We start from the raw sequence: 24,200 nt of genomic DNA on the forward strand, positions 1-24,200 counted from the left end.
GGTCGTCAGCGAGGTACGTCGGTGCGTCGGAAAGCCCCATGATCGGTGGCTGAGCGTTCGAGCGCGTCGGGCGTGACGCACATGGCTGGTCGTGGAGCGACTATGAATTTTAGGTGGTCGCCAATGTCCGCTTCCGAGCAAAGGCAAAGATCGCACCTATGGCCGATATGAAGGCGCATAGCAGCCATTATAAGGCATCACGATCGCGAAGCGCGCGCGCCTACGTCAGGGCCTGGCAGTCGCTTCGCGCCGGCTTCCGCGTCGCGCGCAACCTTGCTGCGCAGCCCTCGATGATGCCCTTCATCGCATCGGAATTCTTTCCGGGTCCATTTTCCGGTGCCATCGCGCGAAGGTCTCGGCGATCGCGAGCACCGCAGCATGAATCGGTCCTGCGGTGAGGTTGGGCATAATTGACGCGTCCACTACAAAAAGATTGTCGAGCGTCTTGAGTCGTAGATTGGCATCGACGACGGCGTCCAGGTCCTTACCCATCCTGCAAGTACCGCAGGGATGATGGTGTGTAATGACCGACTGCGCGATGAAGTCGTCCATCTCGGCCGCACTGTTCAGGGCGCGTGGCAGGAGTTCCCGCTCTCTCCAGTCGGCGAGTTCATCTTCATGCCCGATCGTCCGTGCGGCCTCGAGAGCTTGGCGAAACATCTTGCGGTCCCGATCGGTTTGTAAGTATGCCGGGTTGATGATCAATCGGTCGCCGACCTCCGGCCCACTTATGCGTAGGCTACCGCGGCTCGTTGGATGGGTGATCCCGAACAACAGCGAATATGCAGTGCCAGCGGCAGGCGCCTGAAAGCGTTCAGACACGATCGGCGCGACGCCGCAACCAACGACAATCTCGGGTTGACCGGTGGCGGTGAACACGGCCGCTCGCATATAGGCCATCGATTCGGAGTGTTGGAGTCGCGATGGAGGAACCGGCTTGCGTGCCGCATAAAGGTTGCCGGCACCAAGCAGGTGGTCCTGAAGGTTTCGACCGATTTCAGGCATATCGATCAAGCAGCCAACGCCTGCGGCGTCGAGTACATCGTGCGGACCGATGCCCGAACGCATCAGCAAGGCCGGACTTTCCAGCGCGCCGGCACAAAGTACAACTTGATTCGCAAAGACTTCGACCGGACCCTGTCGCCCTGCGACCTCGAGGCTGCGAACCTGATTGCCCTCCAAGTTGAGCCGCCGCACCCGGGACCCCGTAAGGATGGTTAGGTTTTTGCGGCCTCGAACGGCCTTTGTGAGCCACGCGTCCGCCGCCGTAACCCGCCGCCCGTCGCGAATGTTCAACGAGTTCGGTGTGACACCGATCATCTCTCCACTGTTGTGACCCTCAAGGCGAGGCAGACCCAACGCTGCGCCTGCCTCGATGAAGGCGCGAGCAAGCGGACTTACTTCGTCCGCCGGTAAATGGATCGCCAACGGCCCGCCCTTGCCGTGAATACCGTCGCCACCAAGGGGGTGGTCTTCGATAGCCTGGAAAACTGGCACCAGTTCATCCCAACTCCATCGGCAATCCCCAGTCGCGTCGACCCAGGTCTGGAAGTCGGAGGGATGACCGCGCATGTAGCCCATCGCGTGCAGACAACTCGAGCCGCCGATCAACCGCCCGCGCGCCCAATGATGCACTCGGCCTGCGGTGCCGGCTTGCGGCTCGGTGCGATAGTCCCAATCGTAGCTGCGGCCCTGAAGCGTCGGCCAGGCAGCGGGCTTCCAGATGTCGGGGTCCGCCGCCTCGTCGCCTGCCTCGATCAGCAGAACGCGACTGTCCGGCTCTTCACTCAGTCGCGCGGCAAGCAACGTGCCGGCCGACCCACCGCCGACGATGATGATATCGCAATTCGGTTTGCGCTCAACATTGGCCATGGTCATCATCACTCCATCTGCCATCTGCTCGCTTCGATTGCCGGCATGTCTGACACCGACATGGTGAATACCCCGCGCACTGATTTGCGTTTGGCAGATAGCCGAACCAAAACGTCATGAAGGACTTCGACTCTTCAGACGGAACCACAGTCTTGCGACGAACTCAAAGTCCGCTGTCCATGGATATCTTCGCTGCCGCCTTCGCCTTCAAGACGTGCTGTTTCGAGGCTTCTCGGGCGGCTTTCTCGTCGCCGGCGGCGATGGATTCGAATATCTCCCTCATCTCCGAGAGGCTGCTTTGTGCTCTGCCCTCCAATGACATCGATCGTCCTCGAAAGAAGCTTATCCTGGCCACCAGTCCACGATGGACTTCCTCAAGGATCGGATTCCCGCAATTCGCGAGTATGATTGAATAGAAGTCTGCGGCGGTCATGACTCGCGCGAGGCTGTCATTGCTGGATGCCGCCGCTTCGAATGCGGAAAGAGATTTCTCAAGTTCGCGCAACTGTTCCGGGGAAATTCTCGACGCGCATCGCCCCGCTGCCTCGACTTCCAACAGCTCTCGAACCTCGTAGATGGCGGTTGCCACCTCCCACGAAAGTGCCGGTATCGACGGTCCGCGGTTGGGTACGATCTCGATCAGGCGCTCGGCCTCAAGACTTCGCAAGGCCTCTCTCAGCGACGGACGGCTGATGCCGAGCTGTGTGCATAGCTGACTTTCGATGAGGCGGCTTCCCGGTTGGAACAATCCGGAGAAAATGGCGAGCCGTAACTTATCTACGGTCTCCCGTTGCACTGAACGTGGCGAAATTCGCAAATTCAAATCTGGGGGCATTGGTAACGTCTCATGAGCCTTTGGGTCGCAATCTGACGCTTAATACGCCAAGCGTCTAGACTTGACAGCAAGATAGCCAGATTGTCAAATCGGAAGATTGCAAGAATGTCAGACAATCGGCTTGACGTGCTTCACCTTATATGATCCTTTTGCATGAGGAACGGGCAGCGCAGCGAGGATATGACATGGCGGCAGACATACCTTGCGATCACTTCATCTCGCGACGCATCGACACTGGCCGCATCACCTTGAACGTGCGCGAGCAGGGCAACGGCCCATTGATGCTATTCTTTCACGGCATTACCTCCAACTCCGCCGTCTTTGAGCCGTTGATGGCTCGACTATCGGATCGGTTTACGACCATAGCGGTTGACCAAAGGGGGCACGGCCTCAGCGACAAGCCAGAAACCGGCTACGAGGCGAATGACTATGCGGACGATATCGCCGGCCTTATACGCACTCTCGATCGAGGCCATGCCGTCCTCGTCGGACATTCGCTTGGTGCTAGAAATTCCGTCACGGCCGCAGCGAAATACCCGGAATTGGTGCGGTCTGTCATCGCAATCGACTTTACGCCGTACATCGAGACTGAAGCATTGGACGCATTGGAGGCGCGAGTGAACGCGGGGAGCCAGCTTTTCGAGAATGTAAAGGCTGTCGAGGCATACCTCGCCGGCCGCTATCCGAACATACCAGCTGACGCCATCAAGTTAAGGGCTGAAAGCGGCTATCAGCCGGTCGCCGGCGGACTGCGTCCATTGGCCTCGCCTGCGGCTATGGAGCAGACCGCCAAGGGCCTGCGAGCAGACCTGGTGCCCGCCTACCGGGATGTGACGAAGCCCGTGCTCATCATTCGGGGCGAGACGAGCAAATTGGTGTCAGCAGCGGCGCTGGCGAACACAAGTAGGCTGCGGCCTGATCTGCCGGTCGTCGTCGTTCCGGGTGCCGACCATTACGTCAACGAGGTGTCTCCCGAGATCACGTTGAAAGCCATCACCAACTTCATAAACGCCTGACGGCCAAGCGCCGTCTTCTTGTACGCAGCAGGATCCAGAAAATGGCCAACGTAAACAGAACTCCGGGCAAAACGCGTCGTGCCGAGGTCGCCGGCGGCGGCTTTGCCGGCCTGACAGCCGCCATCGCTCTCAGGCAGAATGGGTGGGATGTCAGGTTGCACGAAAAGAGCTCTGAGCTCCGGGCATTCGGCGCAGGCATCTATCTCTGGCACAATGGCCTTCGCGTGCTCGAAGGACTGGGCGCCTTGGACGATGTTCTCCAAGGCTCACACACGCCTCCGACCTACGAGACTTGGATGCATAACAAGTCGGTGTCCAAGGAGACGTTCAACGGTCTCCCCTGGCGCATCATGACCCGCAGCCACCTGCACGACGCCCTAGTCAATCGGGCTCGTGCCCTGGGTGTCGACATCCGCGTGGATTCCGAAGCAGTCGCCGCCGATCCGGAAGGGCGCGTGACCCTCCAGAGCGGCGAAGTTCTCGAAGCCGACCTGATCGTCGGCGCCGATGGCGTTGGTTCCAAGGTCAGGGATTCCATCGGTTTCAAACAGGACCGATGGGTTTCGAAAGATGGCCTCATCCGACTGATTGTCCCGCGCATGAAGAAAGATCTCGGCCACGGCGAGTGGGACAATACCATCGACATGTGGAACTTCTGGCCGCGTGTTCAGCGGATTCTCTACTCGCCCTGCAATGAGAATGAGCTCTATCTGGGCTTGATGGCTCCGGCCGCCGATCCTCGCGGATCAAGCGTTCCGATCGATCTCGAAGTCTGGGTCGAGATGTTTCCCTTCTTGGAGCCATGCCTGATCGAAGCGGCGAAGCTGAAAACCGCGAGGTACGACAAATACGAAACGACCAAGCTGGATAGCTGGACGAGAGGCAAGGTCGCTCTTGTTGGAGATGCCGCACATGCAATGTGCCCGGCTCTTGCCCAGGGCGCCGGTTGCGCGATGGTCAACGCCTTCAGTCTGTCGCAGGATCTGGAGGTGGGCTCTTCAGTCGAAGATGCGCTCGTCGGGTGGGAGAAGCGCATTCGCCCGATTACAGATCGCTGCCAGGCACTATCCGGCGACTATGCGGCGAACCGCTCGCTCTCGAAGGGAAATATGTTCACGCCAGCAGCACTGGAAGCTGCCCGCTTCGACCCGCTGCGCCGTGTCTACTCATGGCCCCAGTAGCGTCGGACAAAGCCGGTCAACGAATTAATTGGCGCGTGCAGAAGCTGCGCGCTCCCTTCAGGAGATAAAGATGAACTATTCCAGTGAAGTCGAAAGAGATTATGATGTCAGGGAATGGTACTCCTTAGTCCAGGAAAGCCGGCATGACGGCGGCAAACCAGGCGAGACCCTTGTCAAAGTCGCGACAGGCGTCGTCATACGCAATCCCTTCGCTGGAAAATTCGTCGCCGAACTGTCCGATCTGACAAATCCGAGTTCCGCTATCGGTCATGCGCTCGGCGAGCGAGCCGTGGCGCTGCTCGGCAACAGGCCGGTCGAAAGCTATGGCAAGGGCGGTATCGCAGGTACAGCCGGCGAACAGGAACATGTCGTTGCCTGCATAACCACAGTATTCGGAGATCCACTGCGGCAGCAGGTGGGCGGCGGCAAGGCCTGGATCTCGTCGGTGAGCAAGGTCGCTGTCGCCGGCACTACTATCGACATCCCGCTCGCCCACAAGGACGAACTCTACATCCGTTCCCACTATGATGCCGTCACCTTTTGCGTGCCGGATGCCCCACGCCCGGACGAGCTTTTGATCTGCGTCGCCGTCGCGTCGGGTCCGCGCGTGCATCAGCGCGTGGGTGGGAAATCCGTAGCTGACCTGAAGGCCAGCGCTGTCTAGTTCGATCGAAATTGGTGAAAGGACGAATATTCTATGCCGCTGAATATCAAGGACCTCAAGATTACGTCCGAGGATTTCCAGCCTCTCGGGAAATTACGCGATGAGCATGCCGGCGACAAGGGCAACGTATTGCCCAAGCTTACAGTCAGTGGCGTCCCGGCAGGTGCGAAAGATCTCGCGGTCATCTGCCATGATCCAGACGCGCCCTTGCCTAACGGTTTCACGCATTGGGTTGTCTACGGCATCGATCCGGCGACCACCGATCTTTCGGACGCACAGGAAAAGTTTCACGTAGGACCCAACGGCGCCGGCGACAAGCAATATTACGGGCCTCAGCCGCCTGCGGGCCATGGAGAACATCACTACTACTTCTGGGTCTATGCTCTGGACACGAAGGTCGAAGGGACGCCCACCAGGGAGGAATTTCTCCAAAAATATGCCCAAAATGTCATCGAGCAAAATCGGATCGTCGGCATCTACGAAAACAAGTGAAATCCGCGGCCGTGGCAACCGATAACAATAACAAGAATGGTCGCCATCGCCGCAATGGGAGAATTTGGAATGATAGACAACAGCCCCGCGCACCAGAAGGTCTTCGAAGAGCTGGTTACAGCCACGAAGATTCTGCTGAACGAAGGTATCCTGGATACGTTCGGGCACATCAGTGCCCGTGACCCCGAGGATCCCGAAAGCTTCTTCCTGGCACAGAAGCTCGCTCCGAGCCTCATAACGGCCGGTGACTTCCAGCGTTTCAACCTCGACGGCGAGACCTTGGATAACAGGCCGTCCTATCTCGAGCGCTACATCCACAGCGAGATTTACAAGGCGCGGCCGGACGTCCAGTGCGTGCTCCACAGCCATTCGCCGGCTGTCCTGCCTTACTGCTTCGTCGACACGCCGCTCCGGCCGGTCACCCATATGGGGGCTTTCCTCGGCGACGCCGTCCCAGTCTATGAGATACGCGACAAGCAGGGAGACGCTACCGATCTCTTTGGCGGCAGCCGGAGCGTCTGTGGGGACATCGCTGAAAGTCTCGGGAACTATCCCGTCGTGCTCATGGCGCGGCACGGCGTCGTCAATGTCGGCAGTTCTGTCCGGCAGGTGGTATTCCGGGCTTTCTATCTTGAACAGGAGGCGGCAGCACAGACCTCCGGCCTGCGGATCGGCACGATCAAGTATCTGTCGCCGGGCGAAATCAAGGCCGCGGGAAATCTCGTCGGCGCCCAGATCGACCGTGGATGGGATCACTGGTCGCAGCGCCTCAGGGAAGCGGGCCTGGCCTAGGTCCGCGGGTGTTTGAACATACCCGGAAGACCTTGGTCCTAGCCCAGGTTTTCCAGGCTCGATCTCAATGGGTTCCCTGACGCCACGGCGTCAGACGAAGGCAATGAAACGCAACATGCCGCACGCTGAAAGCTACGATTATATCATTGTTGGGGCCGGATCGGCCGGTTGCGTGCTTGCCAACCGGCTGAGCGCCGACCCGAGATGTTCTGTGCTGTTGCTGGAAGCCGGCGGCTGGGACCGCGATCCCATGATCCATATACCGCTTGGCTGGGGCAAGATTCTGACCGAACGGCGCCATGACTGGATGTATTTCTGTGAGCCGGAAGACAATGTCGGCGGACGCAGGGTCGAGTGCGCACGCGGCAAGGTTGTCGGAGGATCATCGTCGACCAACGCCATGGCCTATGTGCGGGGCAATCGCGGAGACTACGATCGTTGGGCAGCCTCGGGGCTCAGCGACTGGTCCTATGACAAGGTGCTGCCATATTTCCGCAAACAGGAAAGCTGGGAAGGCGGCGAGAACAAGTTTCGTGGCGGCGATGGTCCGGTCAGCACTCAGTTCTGCCGCTACAAGGACACCTTGATCGATGCTTTTGCGCAAGCCAGCGTGCAGGCCGGCTACGAGCAGACGAAAGATTACAATGGCGAGCGGCAGGAAGGGTTCGGCCGCCTCCAGATGACGATTTCAAAAGGCCGGCGCAGCTCGACTGCGACAGCCTATCTGCGGCCGGTACTGAAGCGGCCCAACCTGACCGTTCTGACGGAAGCCAGCGCAACGAAGATCGTGCTGGAGGGGCAGCGCGCCACCGGCGTCACCATCAACCATCGCGGCGGCGAACGCACGGTCGTCGCCCGTAAGGAAGTACTGCTTGCCGGCGGCGTAATCAACACGCCGCAACTCATGATGCTGTCGGGTATAGGGGCGCAGGATGAACTTGCCGCGCACGGTATCGAGACGCGGGTCAACCTGCCGGCGGTCGGCAAGAACCTGCAGGATCACGTCTCGGTCATCCTCATGTACCGTCGCCGGGCTCCGGGTGGCCCGTTCCTGCGCAACATGCGCGCCGATCGGATCGGGTTGGATTTCGTCAAGACCTACCTGACTGGACGCGGTTTTTCGGGGGATGTGCCCGGCGGTGTCGTCGCCTTTCTGAAGAGCGGCCCAGCGCGACCGTTGCCGGATGTGCAGCTGCTCTTCACGGCGGCTCCGCTCGCCGCATGGCCATATTTCAAGCCATTCAAGGCGCCGTTTGCTGACGGCTTCGCAACACGCATCGTGGCCACGCAGCCTGAAAGCCGGGGAGCGGTGAAACTGGCGTCGGCCGATCCTTCTGCGGCGCCACTGATCCACCAGAACTTCCTGGCCTCGCCGAAGGATTGGGAGTCGCTGCGGGCCGGCTTCCGGGTGGCAAGGGCTCTCGCCGCACAGCCCTCCATGCAGCCCTTCATCGAGGCGGAGTTTTTTCCCGGCCCGAAGTGTCAGAGCGACGACGAGATCGACGAGCATATTCGCAAGACCTCCATCACCGTGCATCATCCGGCCGGGACTTGTCGGATGGGAGCCGATGCGGCCTCGGTCGTCGACCCGCAATTGCGCGTTCGCGGCGTCGAAGGCCTGAGAGTGGTGGACGCTTCCGTCATGCCCGACTTGGTCTGCGGAAACATCAATGCGGCAGTGATCATGATTGCCGAGAAAGCCGCCGACCTCATCGCGAGCTCGAAAGAAAGCGGGGCAATACAATGATCCGAAATATCGCCATCATCGGTCTGGGTACGATGGGACCGGGCATGGCCGCCCGGCTCGCAAGAGGCGGCCTTCAGGTGGTAGCCTACGATGTTGCCCCGGCAGCGATCGAGCGCGCGCGATCCATGCTGGGCGTGGCCGAGACCGTTCTCGACGCCTTGGGTATTGCGCCGCCGTCGGCCGGCGTTGGAACGGTTCGCTTCACGGATGATATCGGCGATGCGGTATCCGGTGCCGACCTCGTCATCGAGAACGTTCCTGAAAACATTGCGGTCAAGGCCGAAGTCTATCGTACGATCGACGGCCTGATAGGCTCGGACACGATCGTCGCGTCCGACACGTCGGGTATTCCGATCACCAAACTGCAGGCGCATATCTCGCATCCCGAGCGGATGGTCGGCATGCACTGGTCAAACCCGCCGCACATCATCCCGATGATCGAGGTGATCGGCGGCGAGAAGACCGCGCCGCAAACCGTGGCGACGATCCGCGACCTGATCCGCTCGATCGGCTTGCTGCCTGTGGTGGTGAAGAAGGACGTTCCCGGCTTCGTCGAAAACCGCGTGCTCTATGCGCTGCTGCGTGAGGCGGTCGACCTTGTCGAGCGCGGTGTCATCGATCCGGAAGATCTCGACACGTGCGTGTCGTGGGGCATCGGCTATAAGATCGCCGTGATCGGGCCGATGGCCCTGCTCGATATGGCGGGCCTCGATATCTACAAGTCCGTCTCCTCCTTCCTCAACGCGGATCTCTCCAATCGCGACGATGTCGCGCCCATGGTGCTGGAAAAGACGAACGGGTCGAAGTTAGGCATCAAGTCGGGCGAGGGCATGTTCTCGTATACGCCCGAGCAGATCAAAGCGCTGCAAGGCGAGCGGGCGCGCAAACTCGTCGCTGTGCGGCGCATCCTGGAAGGACGGGGGTAGCCAATGGTTCATCGTGATCACAAGGCCCGCTGGGTTGGGAAGTTCGTAACGGCGGCTGTTGGTGCCAAGCGCGCCTTCAAGGACCGGAAGGTGCGGCTACGGTTGACGACGGTGCGTGAGGTGGCAAGCCATGCGCGTTGAAACCATTCGAGCAGCCGGCAGCCGGCCTGCTGATATCCGCCATGACGACCTGATCTCCGCCAAGGGTGTTTCGGTGGTCATGACCAGGCAGCTAGTTCTGCAGAATATCGATCTTTCGATATCGAAAGGGTCGTTTGTCTCCCTTATTGGCCCTTCCGGTTGCGGCAAAAGCACCTTGCTCAAGGTTCTGGCCGGGCTTGTAAATCCGACGAGCGGCAGCGTTTCGATCGCCGGGCTTTCGCCGGTCGAGGCGGCGCGCAAGCGAATGATCGGCCTCGTCTTCCAGGACGCCAACCTGCTTCCCTGGAAGAATGCCGTCGACAACGCATCGATGCTGCTTAGCATCGCCGACGAGTCGCTCTCGCGCGCGGATTTGCGAGCGTGCGGGCACGAGATGTTGGAACTGGTGGGGTTGGGCGACAGCGCCCACAAGCGCCCTCATGAATTGTCCGGCGGCATGCGCCAGCGCGTCGCCATCGCGCGGGCCCTGGCGCTCGATCCGGCGGTTCTGCTGATGGACGAGCCGTTCGGCGCGCTCGACGCCATTACCCGCGATTCGATGGGTCAGTCGCTGCTCGAGATTTGGCAGCGCACCGGCAAGACCATCGTGCTCGTCACCCATTCGATAGACGAGGCCATTCACCTGTCGCGCCATGTCCACGTGATGGGGATCAAGCCTGGGCGGATCACCGGGAGCCTCGACATTGGTCTGCCCTATCCGCGCGATCTGTCTTTAGAGGAAGATCCGCAGTTCGTCAGGCTGTTGGTTCAGCTGCGGACGATGCTGCGCGCCAGCCATAAACCGGGAGGTGCGTCGTGAGCGATCAACCTGTCACCAATCTCTCCGAGTCGCGGCCTGCCTTAAGCTGGGGTGCAGTGACAGGCAGCTGGCTTCCAGCGGCTATTCTTCTTTTGGCGACGATCGTGGTGTGGGAAGCCGTGGTGCGGATCTTCGCCATATCCGCCTTCATCATTCCCGCCCCGTCCGAGATCGCGCAATCGCTGGTCGCGCAATGGGGAACGCTGATGCAGGCGACACTGGTGACGGCAGGCGAGATCCTGTTCGGATTCCTTGTCTCTATCGTGGTCGGCATTGCCATTGCGCTGGTCATCGTGCGCTTTGACTGGCTGGGGCGAGCGCTTTATCCGCTGGTGGTGCTGTTCCAGAACGTGCCCAAGGTGGCATTGGCGCCGATCTTCATTCTCTGGTTCGGCTACGGGCTTGCGCCCAAGATCGGCCTGATCCTGGTCATCGCCTTCTTCCCGGTGACATTATCGATGCTGGCGGGCATGCAGTCGGTCGATCGCTCGCTGTTGTCGCTGATGAATTCGGTCGGTGCCAGCCCGACGCAGATCCTGTTCCGGATTCGCGTTCCGCATTCGTTGCCGAACCTGATGGCCGGAACCAAAATCGCCGCGACGCTCAGCGTCATCGGCGCCATCGTCGGCGAATTTGCCGGCGCCTCCGATGGGCTCGGCTACGTCATCCAGTTCGCTTCGACCCAGCTCGACACCGCGCTCGTCTTCGCGGCCCTGCTCCTCGTTTCGGTGCTGGGCATCGGCTTCTACTACGCAGCCGAAGTTCTCGAACGCATCATCGTGCCATGGGCACCGAAATTCAGCCACGCCTAGGGTACCTAGGACAGTCAACGACAGGAAGGATCGATCAATGCTAAGACGCTCACTCATAAAGGCAGCCACGCTTGCGGCGTTTGCCGGCGCGCTTGGCTTCTCCGGCGTAGCGCTGGCGGCGGACAAGGTCAGCGTGCAGCTCGACTGGGTGGTGCGCGGCAACCACGCCATGTTCTTCGTGGGCAAGGAGAAGGGCTTCTTCGCCAAGAACGACATCGACTTGGCCGAGATCCGCAAGGGTTCCGGCTCGCCAGACGCCATGCGGCTGGTGGGCAACGAGAACGCGGATTTCGGTTTCGGCGATCTTCCCACGCTCGCCGTTGCGCGGTCGCAGAATGTCCCGGTGGTGGCGGTGGCCGCGGTCAACCAGCACTCGCCGCTGGCGATCATCTCGCTGGCGAAGACGGTGAAGCTCACCAAGCCGGATGATCTGAAGGGCCTCACCATCGGCATTCATCCAGCCGGTTCAACCTACATCTTCTTCAAAGGCTTCCTGGCGGCCAATGGCCTAACGGAGAAGGACATGACACTCAACAGTGTCTCGCCGCCCTATGAAAGCTATCTGCTTCTAGGCCGGGTCCAGACGGTGGTCGGCTATGTTGACGCCGAGGTTCCCGAACTGGAGGCCAAGGCAGGCGGTCCCGGTTCGCTCAGCGTCATGATGGGCGCGGACCATGGCTGGCAGGCTTATGGCTCGGGCCTGTTCACCTCTCAGAAGATGATCAAGGACAAGCCCGACGTCGTCGCCCGCTTCGTTAGGGCATACAGGGAGGCATTCGATTATGTCGTGGCCCACCCCGAAGAGGCCGCCGAGATCACGGCCAAGGCTGCACCCGGTTACGCGGACAAGAAGGATGTGCTGCTTGCGCAGATCAACGCCGATATCGCGTCGACCTTCACCGGCCCGGACACCAAGGAACACGGCCTCGGCTGGATGACCAAGACGCAGTGGGAGGAAACGCTGAAGACGCTCACCGATCAGGGCGTGCTCAAGACGGCTCTCTCAGCGGACGATGTCTTCACCGACACGTTCCTGGCAAAGAAGTAAGAGGCGCACCGGTGTTGGACGGGCAAGTCGATGAGCGCCTACCGGCAGACCAGACTGTCGTGCCTCGTGACGCAGGACACGGCGCGTTCGCCTTTAGCGGCGTCGGTGCGGTCGAGCGTGATCTGCACGCGTGTGGCATATGCGCGACCCGACAGGCCGCACCGCAACCGCTCGACGGGCAGGTTCTCGCGCTTGTCGTTGAGGATCGTGAACGTGCCGGTCTTGGGGTCGAACCAGAGTTCGAGGCGCGCGCTCTCGCCCGGTTCGACCGTCGCGATCCCGGCCGAATACCAGTGGGCGAAGTCGGCATTGCAGGACAGTCCTTCATTGCCCACGTTCGAAATCGTCAATGGCACCATGTCGAGCCCGTCGGTGCCCTTTCGGACGATGATATGGTGCAACTCAACCGCGTTGGCGAAGGATGTGAACGCCAGCGCTACAGGGAGAACATAACGAATCTTCACTTTGCCTGAGCTCCATGGGTAAATTTACTCGAGCAGTCTACCTCGCATATGCGCAATAACAACATAATATTGATTGGTAAATCAAACAGAGAGGGTAACATGTTAAAGATTCTCAAGAGTAGTGTGAGTGCAGCTATACTGGGTGGCGTCTTGCTGGGCAGCGCGCTTGCCGGCGAAGTCAAGTCGATCGCCATCCTAACGCCTGAAGAAGGCACCGATTACGGCTGGAACCAGCAGGGCATCGATGCCGCCAAGGCGGCGGGCAAGGCCGCCGGCGTCGAAGTGGTCGTGGCCCAGGGCCTCGGCTACGGCGATGTTCGTCCAACGCTGCGGGAGCTCGCGTCCGATGGCGCCAGCTTGCTGATCGCCCACGCCAGCGGTTACAACACCTCGGGGCCTGAAATCGCCAAGGAATTGAAGGTTCCGGTTGCGATCGTCGATACGCCCAGCGGCCTGGAGAAGGGTCTCGTCGCCGACTACACGCTGAGCGGTCACCAAGGCGCCTATCTCGCCGGCCGTCTTGCCGCCAAGATGTCGCGCTCGAAGTCGGTCGGCATCGTCGTGTCGGGCGAACCGCCCTCGTGGAATTCGCAGTCAGCGGCGTTCGCGCAGGGCGTGAAGGCGGAGAACCCAGACGTCAAGATCACCTATGCGGTGATCGGACCCGCCGCCTACAGCGACGCAGCCGGCGGCAAGCGCGTCACCGAAAGCGTGATCGCGTCGGGCGCCGACATCATCTTCGGCCAGGGCAATGGTTCGAGCTTCGGGATGCTGCAGGCGGTCGAGACGACCAAGGCGGCTGACGGCGGCAAGGTCTATTTCATTGACGTCATCGGCGACAAGACGCCGATCGACAAGGGCTTCCTGCTGTCGTCGGTGGTCTGGAACATTGAGCCGGTCTACGCGGCAATGATCGACGACCTGAAGGCCGACACGTTCGGCACCAAGAGCTACTCGATCGGCCTCAAGGACGATTCGGTCAAGCTTCTGAAGACCGCTGCAATCCCGGACAATATCTGGACCGAGATCCAAGCGCTGCGCGACGACGTCATTTCCGGCAAGATCCCCGTCGAGCCGGTCTATGATGCAGCGGCCGTCAGGGCTCTGATGACCAGCGTCGCCCAGTAGGGCAATCCAAACCGGCTACTGGAAGGGTGACCAGTTCATCCCTCCGGACCGATTTCATTTTTTAAGGTTCTGGGCTTTCATGGTCAGTCTTTCTTCATTACCGGGCGCCGGCAAACGCGACATCGTCGCGCTTGAAGGCGTGACCAAACGCTTCCCCGGCATTGTCGCCAACGACAGCATCGACTTGTCGATCCGTCCCGGTGAGGTGCATGTGTTGCTCGGCGAGAATGGCGCGGGAAAATCCACCTTGATCGGCATGCTGTCTGGCCTGCTGCAGCCGGACGAGGGACGCATACTGGTCGACGGCAAACCCACACAGATCACCTCGCCGCGCCATGCGCTGGCGCTCGGTATTGGAACCGTCTTCCAGCACATGATGCTGGTGCCGGCTTTGACCGTGGCCGAGAACCTTTTGCTTGGAGGGCCCTGGTGGCAGCGCCCCAGGACCGAGGAGCTTGAGGCGCGCGTCGCCGAGATCACCCGCAGCCTCGGCATCACGGTGAAGCTGCATGCCAAGGTGTCGGAGCTTTCGCTTGGCGAGCAGCAGCAGGTGGAGATCCTGCGCGCCATGGTGCGCAACAGTCGGCTACTGATCCTCGACGAATCCACCTCTATGCTGACGCCGAAGGGCATCGACGAACTGGGCGCGCTGATGCGCCGCCTCGTCGAGCAGGGACTGGCGATCGTCTTTATCACGCACAAGCTCAAGGAGGCGGCGGCCTTCGGCGACCGCATCTCGGTGCTGAAGCTCGGCCGCAAGGTCGGCGAGATTCCTCCCGGGCGGTTCCGCGCGCTGGGCGAACAGGAGATCGTCTCGGAGATCGTGGAATTGATGTTCGGCAAGCAGAAGGACGATCCCGAAGCGGTCGAGTGCCCCATCCGCACAGTCTGCGTCGAAGCCGCTCCACTGCTTCAGGTTGCGGATCTCACGGTCGCGCCGACGGACAACGCACCGGGCCTGTCGTCGATCTCCTTTGACATTCGTCCAGGCGAGATCCTTGGCATCGCCGGCATCGATGGCAACGGCCAGAAACAATTGGCAGAGGCCTTGGCAGGTCAACGTGTGGCGACCAGGGGTTCGGTGCGGCTGGAGGGAACCGCCATCGAGATGCTGAGCGTTGGCGAACGCCGCCAGCGGGGTCTTCGCTACCTGACCGACGACCGGCTGGGCGAAGGCACTGTCGGAACTTTCCCGGTCTCGATAAACTTTTTCCTCAAGCAGGTGGGCGCCGCTCCGTTCTGGCGCAACGGCTTCGAACAGCGCGCCGAGATCGACAAGCGCGCCGCCCAGCTCGTGCGCGAATACGATGTGCGCACGCCAAGCCTGAAGACGCCGGTCGCCCGGCTTTCGGGCGGCAATATCCAGAAGGTTCTGCTGGCGCGCGAACTGGCCGAAGGCGCCAAGGTCGTAATCTTCAACAAACCGACCTATGGGCTCGATCTCGCCAATACGCTGGCCTCGCGCCAGCGTATCCGCGACACCGCAGCGCGCGGCCACGCCGTATTGCTGATCTCCACCGATCTCGAGGAATTGCTCAGCATGTGCGACCGTATAGCCGTCATCGCCAACGGAGCGCTGGTCGGCACCGTCGAGAACGTAGACGACGCTCGCACCAAGGTCGGTCGCCTGATGATCGGACTAGCCGCATGAGCATCAACACCCCCACGGTCAATGCTACCGCACTCGATGCCACAAGCGCGGCGGCCGCGCGCCGTGACATCCTCCACAGGCTGCTGATGACGCTCGGCCCAATCCTCGCCGCACTAGTCATCGCCGGTTGCATCCTGCTTGCCGTCGGCGTCGACCCGCTCGCCTATTATGGCTATGTGTTGGAAAAGGGCCTGTTCTCGCCGCTTGGCATCCAGCAGACGCTGACGCGCATGGCGCCGCTGCTGTTTCTTGCCGCCGGCCTGATCGTGGCCTTTCGCGCCGGGATGTGGAATCTCGGCGGCGACGGCCAGTTCCTGCTTGGTGCCGTCACGGCAGCCGCCAGCGCCCCGGTGTTCGTCCAGTTGATGCCGGCCTGGCTGGCTCTCATCTGTTCGTTTCTGATCGCCGCGGTGGTAGCGATGATCTGGTCGCTGGTGCCGGCGCTGCTGCGGGCCTATCAGGGCGTCAACGAGATCATCACCACGCTGATGATGACGTTCTTGGGCACCTCGCTCGCCAATGTTCTGGTCAAGCTTGTGTTTCGCGATCCCGGTACTACCGTTCCCCAGACGCGCACGCTACCGGTGGAAGATCGGCTGCCGCGCCTGTTCGATACGACCATAACCAGCGGCCTGCTGCTCGGCCTGGCAGCAATCATCATCGTGCATCTGGTGATGACGCGCACGGCGTTCGGGCTGAAATTGCGGATCGTCGGCGCCAATCCGCGGGCGGCGATTCATGCGGGGCTGGGCGTACCTGGCCTGACGATTGCCGTCTTCGCCATTTCGGCCGGGCTCGCCGGCCTTGCCGGTGCCGTCGACATCATCGGCGTGCAGGGCAATGTCCGCGCCGACTGGAATCCCGCCTACGGGCTGGCAGTCATTCCGGCCGTGTTCCTCGCCCGCATGAACGGTTTTGCTGCGATAGGTTTCGTGTTCCTGCTTTCGGTGTTGTCGATCGGCGGCGAAAGCGCGGCACGGCGGCTTGGTGTGCCCAATCATTTCACACTGGTGCTGATCTCCATCGTGCTGATCGTGCTTGCTCTTGCCGAGTATGTCGACCACCGTTACAACCAGTCGAGAAAGGCTTAGGGCATGACCGGGCTATTCAGCGAAGTCTTTCTCAGCGCGCTCATGTTCGGCGCCGTCACCGCAGCCATCCCGCTGCTGCTGGCCGGCCTCGGTGAGCAAATGTCGGAAAAAGCCGGCGTGCTCAACATCGGCATCGAAGGCATGATGCTGGCCGGTGCCTATCTTGGCTTCGTCGGCGCGTTCTATTCCGGGTCGCTGTGGCTGGGGTTCTTCACAGGTGCCGCCGGCGGCGTCGCGGTGGCGCTGATCATGGCGCTGCTCTGCGTGCGCATCGGACTGAACCAGATCGTCATCGGCATCGCGCTGACACTCGGTCTCGAAGGCCTGACGGCACTGCTTCATCATTTCCAATTCTCGCGCAGCTACCCCCGCCTGCCAGCAGCGGACGCCACCGTCATTCCGCTGCTGTCGGATATTCCTGTCATCGGGCCCGCCTTCTTCAAGCATCACCTGATCGTCTATCTGGCGGTCGGGCTGGTGTTCGGCGTGGGTTACCTGTATCGGCACACGCAGCTCGGCCTCAACCTGCAGGCTGCGGGCGACAAGCCGGCCGCGCTCGACGTCGCCGGTATCGACGTCATCAAGACCCGGACCATCGCGGTGCTGACGACCGGTGCGCTGGCCGGGCTCGGCGGCGCCTATCTCGCCAATGTCGGGGCCGGCCTGTTCATTCCGTTCATCAGCAACGGCGCCGGCTTTCTCGGCATCGTGCTGGCCATGCTGGCGCGCGGCCGTCCGGTCTGGGTGCTGTTCGGCGCCCTGCTGTTCGGCGTCTGCCTGTCGCTGACGACGGCCATGCAGGTAGCGGGCATCAACATACCGACCGACGTCATCCAGATGCTGCCATTCCTGGCTGTGATGATCATGCTGGTGTTATTCGGCCGGCGGGCCAGTCTACCGGCGGCGCTGGGCATTCCATATGAGCGCGGTACGCGCTGACAACAATCAGATGCGCGGAAGGGACCCGCGCCAAACAGGAGGTAATAATGTCGGATACCAAGGTCTACCTGCTCGATGGCGGCTCGCTCGTTCTCGACGGCTATCATGTGTTCTGGAATCGCGGCCCTGGCGGCGAAGTGCGCTTTCCGGTCTATTCCATCCTGATCGAGCATGCCGAGGGCCGCTTCCTGATCGACACCGGCTATGACTACGATCACGTCATGAAGGTGCTGCCCTTCGAGAAGCCGATCCAGGAAAAGCACCAGACCATTCCCGGCGCGCTTGCCTTGCTTGGGCTCGAGCCCAAGGACATCGACGTTGTCGTCAATTCGCATTTCCATTTCGACCATTGCGGCGGCAACAAGTATTTTCCGCATGCCAAGAAGATCTGCCACCGCAGCGAGATACCGCAGGCCTGCAATCCCCAACCTTTCGAACATCTGGGCTATTCGGACCTGAGCTTCTCGGCGGAGGCCGCGGAAGCACGTGGCGCGACCGCGCAACTGCTGGAAGGTACGACGCGCACCAACTCGACCTTCGAGGGCATCGAGGGCGACGTCGATCTTGCCAAGGGCGTAAAGCTGATCTCGACGCCCGGCCATTCGATCGGCCACTACAGCTTGCTCGTCGAGTTCCCCAAGCGCGAGCCGATGATGTTCACCATTGACGCCGCCTACACCCAGAAGAGCCTAGAAACGCTGTGTCAGGCAGCATTCCACATCGATCCGGTGGCGGGCGTCAATTCGATGCGCAAGGTGAAGAAACTGGCCGAAGACCACGGCGCCGAGCTGATGTACTCGCACGACATGGAAAACTTCAGGAGCTACAAGACCGGCACGCAGTTCTACGGCTGACCGCCAGCCAAATCAGGAGAGAAGATGATGCGCTATCCCGAACACGCCGATCCGGTCATCACCCTGACATCGGGGCCGGTGAACGCCTATGCCGAAGTGCTGCGTGGCCTCGGGCGCACGGTGCTTTACGACTACGACCCGGCGTTTCAGCTCCTCTACGAGAAGGTGGTCGACAAGGCGCAGAAGGCGATGCGGCTGTCGAACAAGCCGGTCATTCTGCATGGCGAGCCGGTACTGGGCCTCGAGGCTGCCGCGGCCTCCCTGATCGCGCCCGACGACGTCGTGCTCAACCTTGCCTCCGGAGTTTACGGTAAGGGGTTTGGCTATTGGGCGAAGCGCTATTCGCCACACCTCATCGAAATCGAGGTGCCCTACAATGAGGCGATCGACCCGCAGGAGGTTGAGGCAATGCTGAAAGCGCATCCGGAAATCACCATCGTTTCCGTGTGCCATCATGACACGCCGTCTGGCACCATTAATCCGATCGACGCCATCGGCGCGCTGGTCGCGGCGCATGGCGGTTATCTCATCGTCGACGCCGTCTCGTCCTTTGGCGGCATGAAGACGCATCCGGAGGATTGCAAGGCCGATATCTACGTGACCGGCCCCAACAAATGCCTGGGCGCGCCTCCCGGCCTCACCATGATGGGCGTCAGCGAGCGGGCTTGGGCCAAGATGGAGGCAAATCCCCTGGCGCCGCGCGCATCGATGCTGAGCATCGTTGACTGGCAAAATGCGTGGTCAAGGAACGAGCCGTTTCCGTTCACGCCGTCGGTCTCGGAGATCAACGGGCTCGATGTCGCGCTCGACCTTTATCTCGATGAGGGACCGGAGGCGGTATGGGCGCGCCACATGCTTACTGCCAAGGCAATGCGCGCGGGCGTCACCGCGATGGGCCTGTCGATCTGGGCGGCCAGCGACAGGATCGCCTCACCAACCACGACCGCCGTTCGCACCCCTGAAGGTGTTGACGAGAAGGTGCTTCGGCAGGCCGCGCGCGCCCGCTATGGCGTGGTGTTTTCGTCGGGCCGCGGCGAAACCTTGGGGAAGCTGACGCGAATCGGCCATATGGGCCCGACCGCCCAGCCGATCTACGCGATCGTCGCGCTGACGGCGCTTGGCGGCGCCATGAATGCTTTGGGCCAGAAGCTTGCGATCGGCAAAGGCATCGAGGCGGCGCTCGCCATTATCGACGCCGACGCATGAGATGAATTCACAGGATCACAAATCATGGAGCATGCAAATGACTGAACGGCTTGCGGGAAAGACGGCGCTGGTTACTGGGGCCGCACAAGGTATCGGCAAGGCGATCGCCGCCCGGTTGGCTGCCGATGGCGCGACCGTCATCGTCAGCGACATCAACGCGCAAGGCGCCAAGGCGGCGGCCGCATCGATCGGTGGAAAAGCGAAGGCGATCGCCGCCGACATTTCCGATCCGGCATCCGTTAAAGCATTGTTTGCCGAAATACAGGCGCTGACAGGCGGCATCGACATCCTGGTCAACAATGCCAGCATCGTGCCGTTCATTGCCTGGGACGATGTCGATCTCGAACATTGGCGCAAGATCATTGACGTCAATCTGACCGGCACCTTCATCGTCAGCCGCGCGGGAACTGACCAGATGCGCGACGCCGGCAAGGCGGGGCGGGTGATCAGCATCGCATCCAACACCTTCTTTGCCGGCACGCCGAACATGGCGGCCTATGTCGCGGCCAAGGGCGGCGTCATCGGCTTCACCAGGGCGCTCGCCACAGAACTCGGCAAATACAACATCACTGCAAACGCGGTGACGCCCGGGCTGATCGAGAGCGATGGCGTCAAGGCAAGCCCGCACAATGAGGCGTTCGGTTTCGTCGAGATGCTTCAGGCGATGAAAGGCAAAGGGCAGCCCGAACATATCGCCGATGTGGTTTCGTTTCTAGCTTCCGACGATGCGCGCTGGATCACGGGCCAGACACTGAATGTCGATGCCGGAATGGTACGCCACTAGCCTGATCCATCCCGACACAGCGACCAGCTAACGTGTTGCTTGACCAAGCAGCTCGATTGGGATCATTCGGGGCGATGGTTCCGCTCATTTCGGCAGGCACGTAAGTCCAAATGCGTACCTGCCTCGTCTCTTTCCATCATGGCGGAATAACCGACTACGTCGGCGGCAAGGATTGCGGCTAGCTTGCGGTCCATTGCTTGGCACTCCGTCGTCGGCCAACCCTACTATGTTCCGCCAACTTCACCTAAAGACATCTTACCCGCAAGCCGCAAACTCTAGACACCGATAGGCGGATAGCCTGCTCTTCGGACGACCGCGACGCTTTCAAGAGAACTTCTGCGGCTACGCAACACGCAGCCAACTGGCTAATCGCCGTTTCGTATCTCCGTCAAGCGAGCGACGAGGAGCGGTTTCGGCAAGGGCTGTGCGCTTTTCCAGGATTGCCCGTGTAAACAAGGATGGTCAGTATTGATTAGGTCCGCTTTTGGTCGGCATGCGTTATCGGTTCATCGACCGAGATGCGGGCGCTGAGCGGACGTTCGGACGCCGGCCTGCCCGACAAACCTTCGCGCAATATTTTGGGCGCTATTACTGTTTCGAGGACATGCTGACGCGATGTCGCGCTGACGTTTTCCCAACTACGGTTGCGCTAGGTTTTTCCCACTTTTGACCGAAGTTAAGGAAATTGTGGTCACCATAGCCCCCGTTGTCATGAATATCGAGGTGGTCTGGCGCGCGATCCGTAAACGGAATGCCGCCAGATGGATTATACTCGTAAAAGTATCCCTCCGCGTATGCAGTCAACGGCAGGCTTGACAGCCCTATCACAGTTATAAAAACCAATGGTTTGATAAACATCTCACATCTCCTGGTCGAAGTCCTTGTGCAGCGCTTGGCAACCTTGCGGCTCACGTGTTGTGGTGTCGGCGACCGAATCCAATTTGGATACCCCACAGTTGGAAAAAGGGGAGTATGTTTTGCAGTTTTCGTTCATCGGGAATTGGGAAGTCCGGCCGTCGCCCATAGCTATCTATCTGTCTGGGATAGAAGGCCACGGCTTCGACATAGCTATCCTGTCTCAGCAAAACCCCGTCATAGCCCAGTCCGATTATTCTTTCCCGAGCATGCCGAACCGGACGGAAGATCCTGGATGCCGCCAGATATTCGTCATGGGGAAGATTCACATTAAGAATATAAGGGTTTTGCAGGGTCACCTTGGCAACCACTGGATCAAGTCCATCTGAGTACACCCGCTCAAGTTCGAAATCGTTGGAGAAGTAAAAACCACGACCAAATGCGCCGCATTCATTGCACTCATTGACATTAAAGCCCTGGAATTCAGAATCTGTGCCGTGACATAAGGTCAAAGTGATTGGGGACATCGCCAAACCTCGCGAGGTGGATCAGTGAATATAACCGTGGTTTTCCAACAATGTGCTGTCGTCAAACCGCATCAACAACCGCTCGTATTGGGATGGATAGTTGAGACGAACCCATTCGGTCGCTCCATATAGAAATGCAATTTCTACGGCACTATTCAGCCTGACCCTAAGGCCCTCGACAGTCACCACTGGATTTTCTATGTGTCTGGTCGCAGGCAACAGTTCTCCTTCTAGTGATTTATTTGACATTTTAGTTCCCTTCATCGTTCAGACTGCGGTATTGCAGCAAATGCCTACGACGGAGCGCCGCTTATCTTGGACAATGATGGAGGGAAATGGTCTATTTTGGTATTATACTCACGTATCGTCACGTTAAACATTGGTCGAACGGCAGTTCTCATCCGCAACCTCAATTTTCTGGCGGTACGATGCTGCTCGCGTCCGTTGGTCTTTGACTGCATACCCGTCGATCTGTCCGCGCATTGAGTTCTCCGACTTTTACCAGTTCCCCCTTGTGCCACTCAATGACGACGACGGCTCGGCGCGAACGTGCTACCTCGAAGGATCGCCCTCATGTCCGCTTCTGGGATGCGACAATCGACGGTTCAATGACCATTTTGAAGGCGCAAAGCGGTCAGTCGCGCCACGATCGCCAAACGGTAGCTCGGGCCACTTGCGGACATTCATGTCCGCTCCGCGCCACAACCGAACATGGGCGCATGCCTCCTCAGGCTTACGCAACTGAACGGGCGGGGGGCTATCTCAAACTGCGAAGCCTCGGCGCCGACCGGCGTCGCGGTCGCGCACGAAATTCCGCAGCAAATAAAAATCGCCCCAAATGGTTTTGCGAGGGGTCCGTATTGACCTATGATGACCTGGCGCAAACGGGAGGCAAAGGGCTGATGTCTTCAAACGACTTGCCACAATCGCCCACGCATTTCGACGCAAGCGAGCGCGAACTGTGGGACAACATCGTCGCACATCTGCCGGCGGGAACGCTGCGACGCCGGAATCATGCAATTGCTCGTCAGAGAGTCGAGCGCACGCCGTCGCATCGAAGCGGAGATGAAGATCGCAGACGCTGGCAGCCTTGCCATCCTCAAGGAACTCCAGGCGGAATCGACGAGCGGATCAACAATGCTCGGCCGAGGTTATGATCCCTCCTTATCTGTTGAACAACTGAAGGAGTAGTCCATGCCGGGTGTCAAAGGCAGATCAGGGGGGACGCAACCGCAAGCCTTCAGCAGTCAAGCTGGCGGAAGGCAATCGCGGTAAGCGCCGGATACATCCCCATCTGAAGGCGTAGGGCAAACCGGAATGTCCGGAATATTTCACTGCTGACCAGCGGTTGCGCTGGCATCGGCTGATCGCAGTGCTGCCCCGTACGCTGCTTGCTGCCGCCGACGGTGCGATCCTTGAGCGTTTCATCGTGAGTTGGCAGCGGTTTCGCGACTGCGAGGTTATGCTTCAGAAAACCGGCATGTTGATCCAGACGCCGACTGGACCGAAGCGCAACCCGCTGCTCGGCATCCAGCTCCACTGCGATAAGTGCATGGCTTCTGCCGGGATCGAGCTGGGCCCAAGCCCGGTGGCAAGGGCGCGGTTGGCGCGCCCAGAACACGAAACGGATTTGGACGACACTTTCGAGGCCGACATTTCGGCGATGCCTTTGCCGAATCCATCAATTAAATAGCGCCGCCCACTAAGCCGAAATCGATCGGTTATATAGACCCGGCCTGGAGGAAACGGTCGCGTTCGATGTGAGCGCGATGGTCGCCTAGCTCGACAATGCCAGTTTGTTTGAACAGGGATTCTACGAAAATTCGAGCGATTGATTAATGCGGCTTGCCGCAGTCGCTTCCTCGACCTTCATCAACCATTTTATTCACGTCGGTCATTCCCCAGCAGGTTCCATTCAGAGCACGACAAGATAGCTGCCTCCTGAGAGGAGGCGACCTCGGCCATCCCTTGTCCATTCCAAAGCCATAGCGAGCGATCTTTCTTTCCAGGTCCATTCGAAACCCCGCTATGCGGACCGTTGGTGTGGACGTTATCTGCTGTTGAACATGGTTTGCCGACCCGGCTATACCATTGCCGCTGTCGCAGAAAGCGACACACTGCGACAGCATCTCCTTCTCTTTGTCAGTTGCTTTATCGTACAGGCTGCTGCCACCTCATTAGTCAACGCCCAAACGTACGCCGATGGCGGATCATTTCCCAGCTTCCGATTGCGGTCGGTTGGGGAAAAAATCTCCACCAGGCAGGAGGAGCCTTTCCATCCGGAAGCTTGGGGGCACGTGGAGGACTCAACCACTATCGTCCGATCAGCATTCTATGTGCGAGCTGACTGCGCGG

23 protein-coding genes and 2 pseudogenes are annotated in these 24,200 nt (G+C 60.1%); 21 read left to right on the forward strand and 4 right to left on the reverse strand.

Features of this window, described 5'->3' with window-relative positions:
• A pseudogene (locus C7476_RS29265) lies at positions 1–76 on the forward strand (class I SAM-dependent methyltransferase); the annotation flags it as partial.
• Between the two features lie 224 nt (positions 77–300).
• Here the strand turns inward: C7476_RS29265 and C7476_RS26515 are convergent.
• Together C7476_RS26515 and C7476_RS26520 are read right to left on the reverse strand one after the other, a co-directional pair.
• Positions 301–1,896: a GMC family oxidoreductase gene (locus C7476_RS26515; RefSeq protein ID WP_114432916.1), complete on the reverse strand. Its 1,596-nt coding sequence runs from the start codon at positions 1,894–1,896 to the stop codon at positions 301–303.
• Positions 1,897–2,035: 139 nt separating this feature from the next.
• Positions 2,036–2,707, reverse strand: coding sequence for a GntR family transcriptional regulator (locus C7476_RS26520; protein ID WP_114432917.1), 672 nt, complete (start codon positions 2,705–2,707; stop codon positions 2,036–2,038).
• Positions 2,708–2,847: 140 nt separating this feature from the next.
• Here C7476_RS26520 and C7476_RS26525 point away from each other — a divergent pair, with 140 nt between their 5' ends.
• The 11 genes from C7476_RS26525 to C7476_RS26570 all read left to right on the forward strand — a co-directional run bounded on the left by C7476_RS26525 (position 2,848) and on the right by C7476_RS26570 (position 12,346).
• Positions 2,848–3,723 carry an alpha/beta fold hydrolase gene (locus C7476_RS26525; RefSeq protein ID WP_114432918.1) on the forward strand — a complete coding sequence of 292 codons (876 nt, stop codon included), beginning with the start codon at positions 2,848–2,850 and terminating at the stop codon, positions 3,721–3,723.
• A gap of 41 nt (positions 3,724–3,764) precedes the next feature.
• A complete protein-coding gene (locus tag C7476_RS26530) occupies positions 3,765–4,904 on the forward strand; it encodes an FAD-dependent oxidoreductase (RefSeq protein ID WP_114432919.1) in 1,140 nt (379 codons plus the stop codon).
• Between the two features lie 70 nt (positions 4,905–4,974).
• A complete protein-coding gene (locus C7476_RS26535) occupies positions 4,975–5,568 on the forward strand; it encodes an amino acid synthesis family protein (RefSeq protein WP_114432920.1) in 594 nt (197 codons plus the stop codon).
• A gap of 33 nt (positions 5,569–5,601) precedes the next feature.
• Positions 5,602–6,060, forward strand: coding sequence for a YbhB/YbcL family Raf kinase inhibitor-like protein (locus C7476_RS26540; RefSeq protein WP_114432921.1), 459 nt, complete (start codon positions 5,602–5,604; stop codon positions 6,058–6,060).
• Between the two features lie 69 nt (positions 6,061–6,129).
• Positions 6,130–6,852 carry a class II aldolase/adducin family protein gene (locus C7476_RS26545; RefSeq protein ID WP_114432936.1) on the forward strand — a complete coding sequence of 241 codons (723 nt, stop codon included), beginning with the start codon at positions 6,130–6,132 and terminating at the stop codon, positions 6,850–6,852.
• A 115-nt stretch (positions 6,853–6,967) separates the two neighbouring features.
• Positions 6,968–8,599 carry a GMC family oxidoreductase gene (locus C7476_RS26550; RefSeq protein WP_114432937.1) on the forward strand — a complete coding sequence of 544 codons (1,632 nt, stop codon included), beginning with the start codon at positions 6,968–6,970 and terminating at the stop codon, positions 8,597–8,599.
• Positions 8,596–9,525 carry a 5-formyl-3-hydroxy-2-methylpyridine 4-carboxylate 5-dehydrogenase gene (gene fhmpcd1 / locus C7476_RS26555; RefSeq protein ID WP_114432922.1) on the forward strand — a complete coding sequence of 310 codons (930 nt, stop codon included), beginning with the start codon at positions 8,596–8,598 and terminating at the stop codon, positions 9,523–9,525. The genes C7476_RS26550 and fhmpcd1 overlap by 4 nt, the downstream gene beginning before the upstream one ends.
• 3 nt (positions 9,526–9,528) lie before the next feature.
• Positions 9,529–9,666: a hypothetical protein gene (locus C7476_RS28440; protein WP_181872627.1), complete on the forward strand. Its 138-nt coding sequence runs from the start codon at positions 9,529–9,531 to the stop codon at positions 9,664–9,666.
• Positions 9,656–10,486: an ABC transporter ATP-binding protein gene (locus C7476_RS26560; RefSeq protein ID WP_114432923.1), complete on the forward strand. Its 831-nt coding sequence runs from the start codon at positions 9,656–9,658 to the stop codon at positions 10,484–10,486. The genes C7476_RS28440 and C7476_RS26560 overlap by 11 nt, the downstream gene beginning before the upstream one ends.
• Positions 10,483–11,298 (forward strand): ABC transporter permease, encoded by an 816-nt coding sequence (locus C7476_RS26565; protein WP_114432924.1) that lies wholly within the window; start codon positions 10,483–10,485, stop codon positions 11,296–11,298. Before C7476_RS26560 ends, C7476_RS26565 begins: the two co-directional genes overlap by 4 nt.
• A gap of 37 nt (positions 11,299–11,335) precedes the next feature.
• Positions 11,336–12,346, forward strand: coding sequence for an ABC transporter substrate-binding protein (locus C7476_RS26570; RefSeq protein WP_114432925.1), 1,011 nt, complete (start codon positions 11,336–11,338; stop codon positions 12,344–12,346).
• A 38-nt stretch (positions 12,347–12,384) separates the two neighbouring features.
• Here the strand turns inward: C7476_RS26570 and C7476_RS26575 are convergent, their stop codons facing one another.
• Positions 12,385–12,810: a hypothetical protein gene (locus C7476_RS26575; RefSeq protein WP_114432926.1), complete on the reverse strand. Its 426-nt coding sequence runs from the start codon at positions 12,808–12,810 to the stop codon at positions 12,385–12,387.
• 99 nt (positions 12,811–12,909) lie between these two features.
• On the opposite strand from C7476_RS26575, the gene C7476_RS26580 reads away from it, so the two are divergent.
• The 7 genes from C7476_RS26580 to pldH all read left to right on the forward strand — a co-directional run bounded on the left by C7476_RS26580 (position 12,910) and on the right by pldH (position 20,463).
• Positions 12,910–13,938, forward strand: coding sequence for a putative B6 ABC transporter substrate-binding protein (locus C7476_RS26580; RefSeq protein WP_114432927.1), 1,029 nt, complete (start codon positions 12,910–12,912; stop codon positions 13,936–13,938).
• Positions 13,939–14,017: 79 nt separating this feature from the next.
• Entirely contained in the window at positions 14,018–15,589 is a 1,572-nt protein-coding gene (locus tag C7476_RS26585; protein WP_114432928.1) for a putative B6 ABC transporter ATP-binding protein, read from the forward strand.
• Positions 15,586–16,680, forward strand: a complete 1,095-nt coding sequence (locus C7476_RS26590) for a putative B6 ABC transporter permease subunit 2 (protein WP_114432929.1) — start codon at positions 15,586–15,588, stop codon at positions 16,678–16,680. The genes C7476_RS26585 and C7476_RS26590 overlap by 4 nt, the downstream gene beginning before the upstream one ends.
• Before the next feature lie 3 nt (positions 16,681–16,683).
• Positions 16,684–17,619 carry a putative B6 ABC transporter permease subunit 1 gene (locus C7476_RS26595; RefSeq protein WP_114432930.1) on the forward strand — a complete coding sequence of 312 codons (936 nt, stop codon included), beginning with the start codon at positions 16,684–16,686 and terminating at the stop codon, positions 17,617–17,619.
• Between the two features lie 47 nt (positions 17,620–17,666).
• On the forward strand, positions 17,667–18,473 hold the full coding sequence (gene pldA / locus C7476_RS26600) for a 4-pyridoxolactonase (protein ID WP_114432931.1): 807 nt from the start codon (positions 17,667–17,669) through the stop codon (positions 18,471–18,473).
• A gap of 27 nt (positions 18,474–18,500) precedes the next feature.
• Positions 18,501–19,679 carry a pyridoxamine--pyruvate transaminase gene (gene ppaT, locus C7476_RS26605; protein WP_114432938.1) on the forward strand — a complete coding sequence of 393 codons (1,179 nt, stop codon included), beginning with the start codon at positions 18,501–18,503 and terminating at the stop codon, positions 19,677–19,679.
• Between the two features lie 37 nt (positions 19,680–19,716).
• Positions 19,717–20,463, forward strand: coding sequence for a pyridoxal 4-dehydrogenase, SDR-type (gene pldH, locus C7476_RS26610; protein WP_114432932.1), 747 nt, complete (start codon positions 19,717–19,719; stop codon positions 20,461–20,463).
• 908 nt (positions 20,464–21,371) lie between these two features.
• Here pldH and C7476_RS27970 read toward each other — a convergent pair.
• A complete protein-coding gene (locus tag C7476_RS27970) occupies positions 21,372–21,845 on the reverse strand; it encodes a hypothetical protein (protein ID WP_147274747.1) in 474 nt (157 codons plus the stop codon).
• 1,020 nt (positions 21,846–22,865) lie between these two features.
• Here C7476_RS27970 and C7476_RS28445 point away from each other — a divergent pair.
• Positions 22,866–23,036, forward strand: coding sequence for a hypothetical protein (locus tag C7476_RS28445; protein ID WP_181872628.1), 171 nt, complete (start codon positions 22,866–22,868; stop codon positions 23,034–23,036).
• Positions 23,037–23,175: 139 nt separating this feature from the next.
• Positions 23,176–23,538, forward strand: a pseudogene (locus tag C7476_RS26625) (phage terminase small subunit P27 family); the annotation flags it as partial.
• Between the last annotated feature and the right edge of the window lie 662 nt (positions 23,539–24,200).

Source organism: Phyllobacterium bourgognense, from assembly GCF_003337575.1.
Classification (GTDB): Bacteria; Pseudomonadota; Alphaproteobacteria; order Rhizobiales; family Rhizobiaceae; genus Phyllobacterium; species Phyllobacterium bourgognense.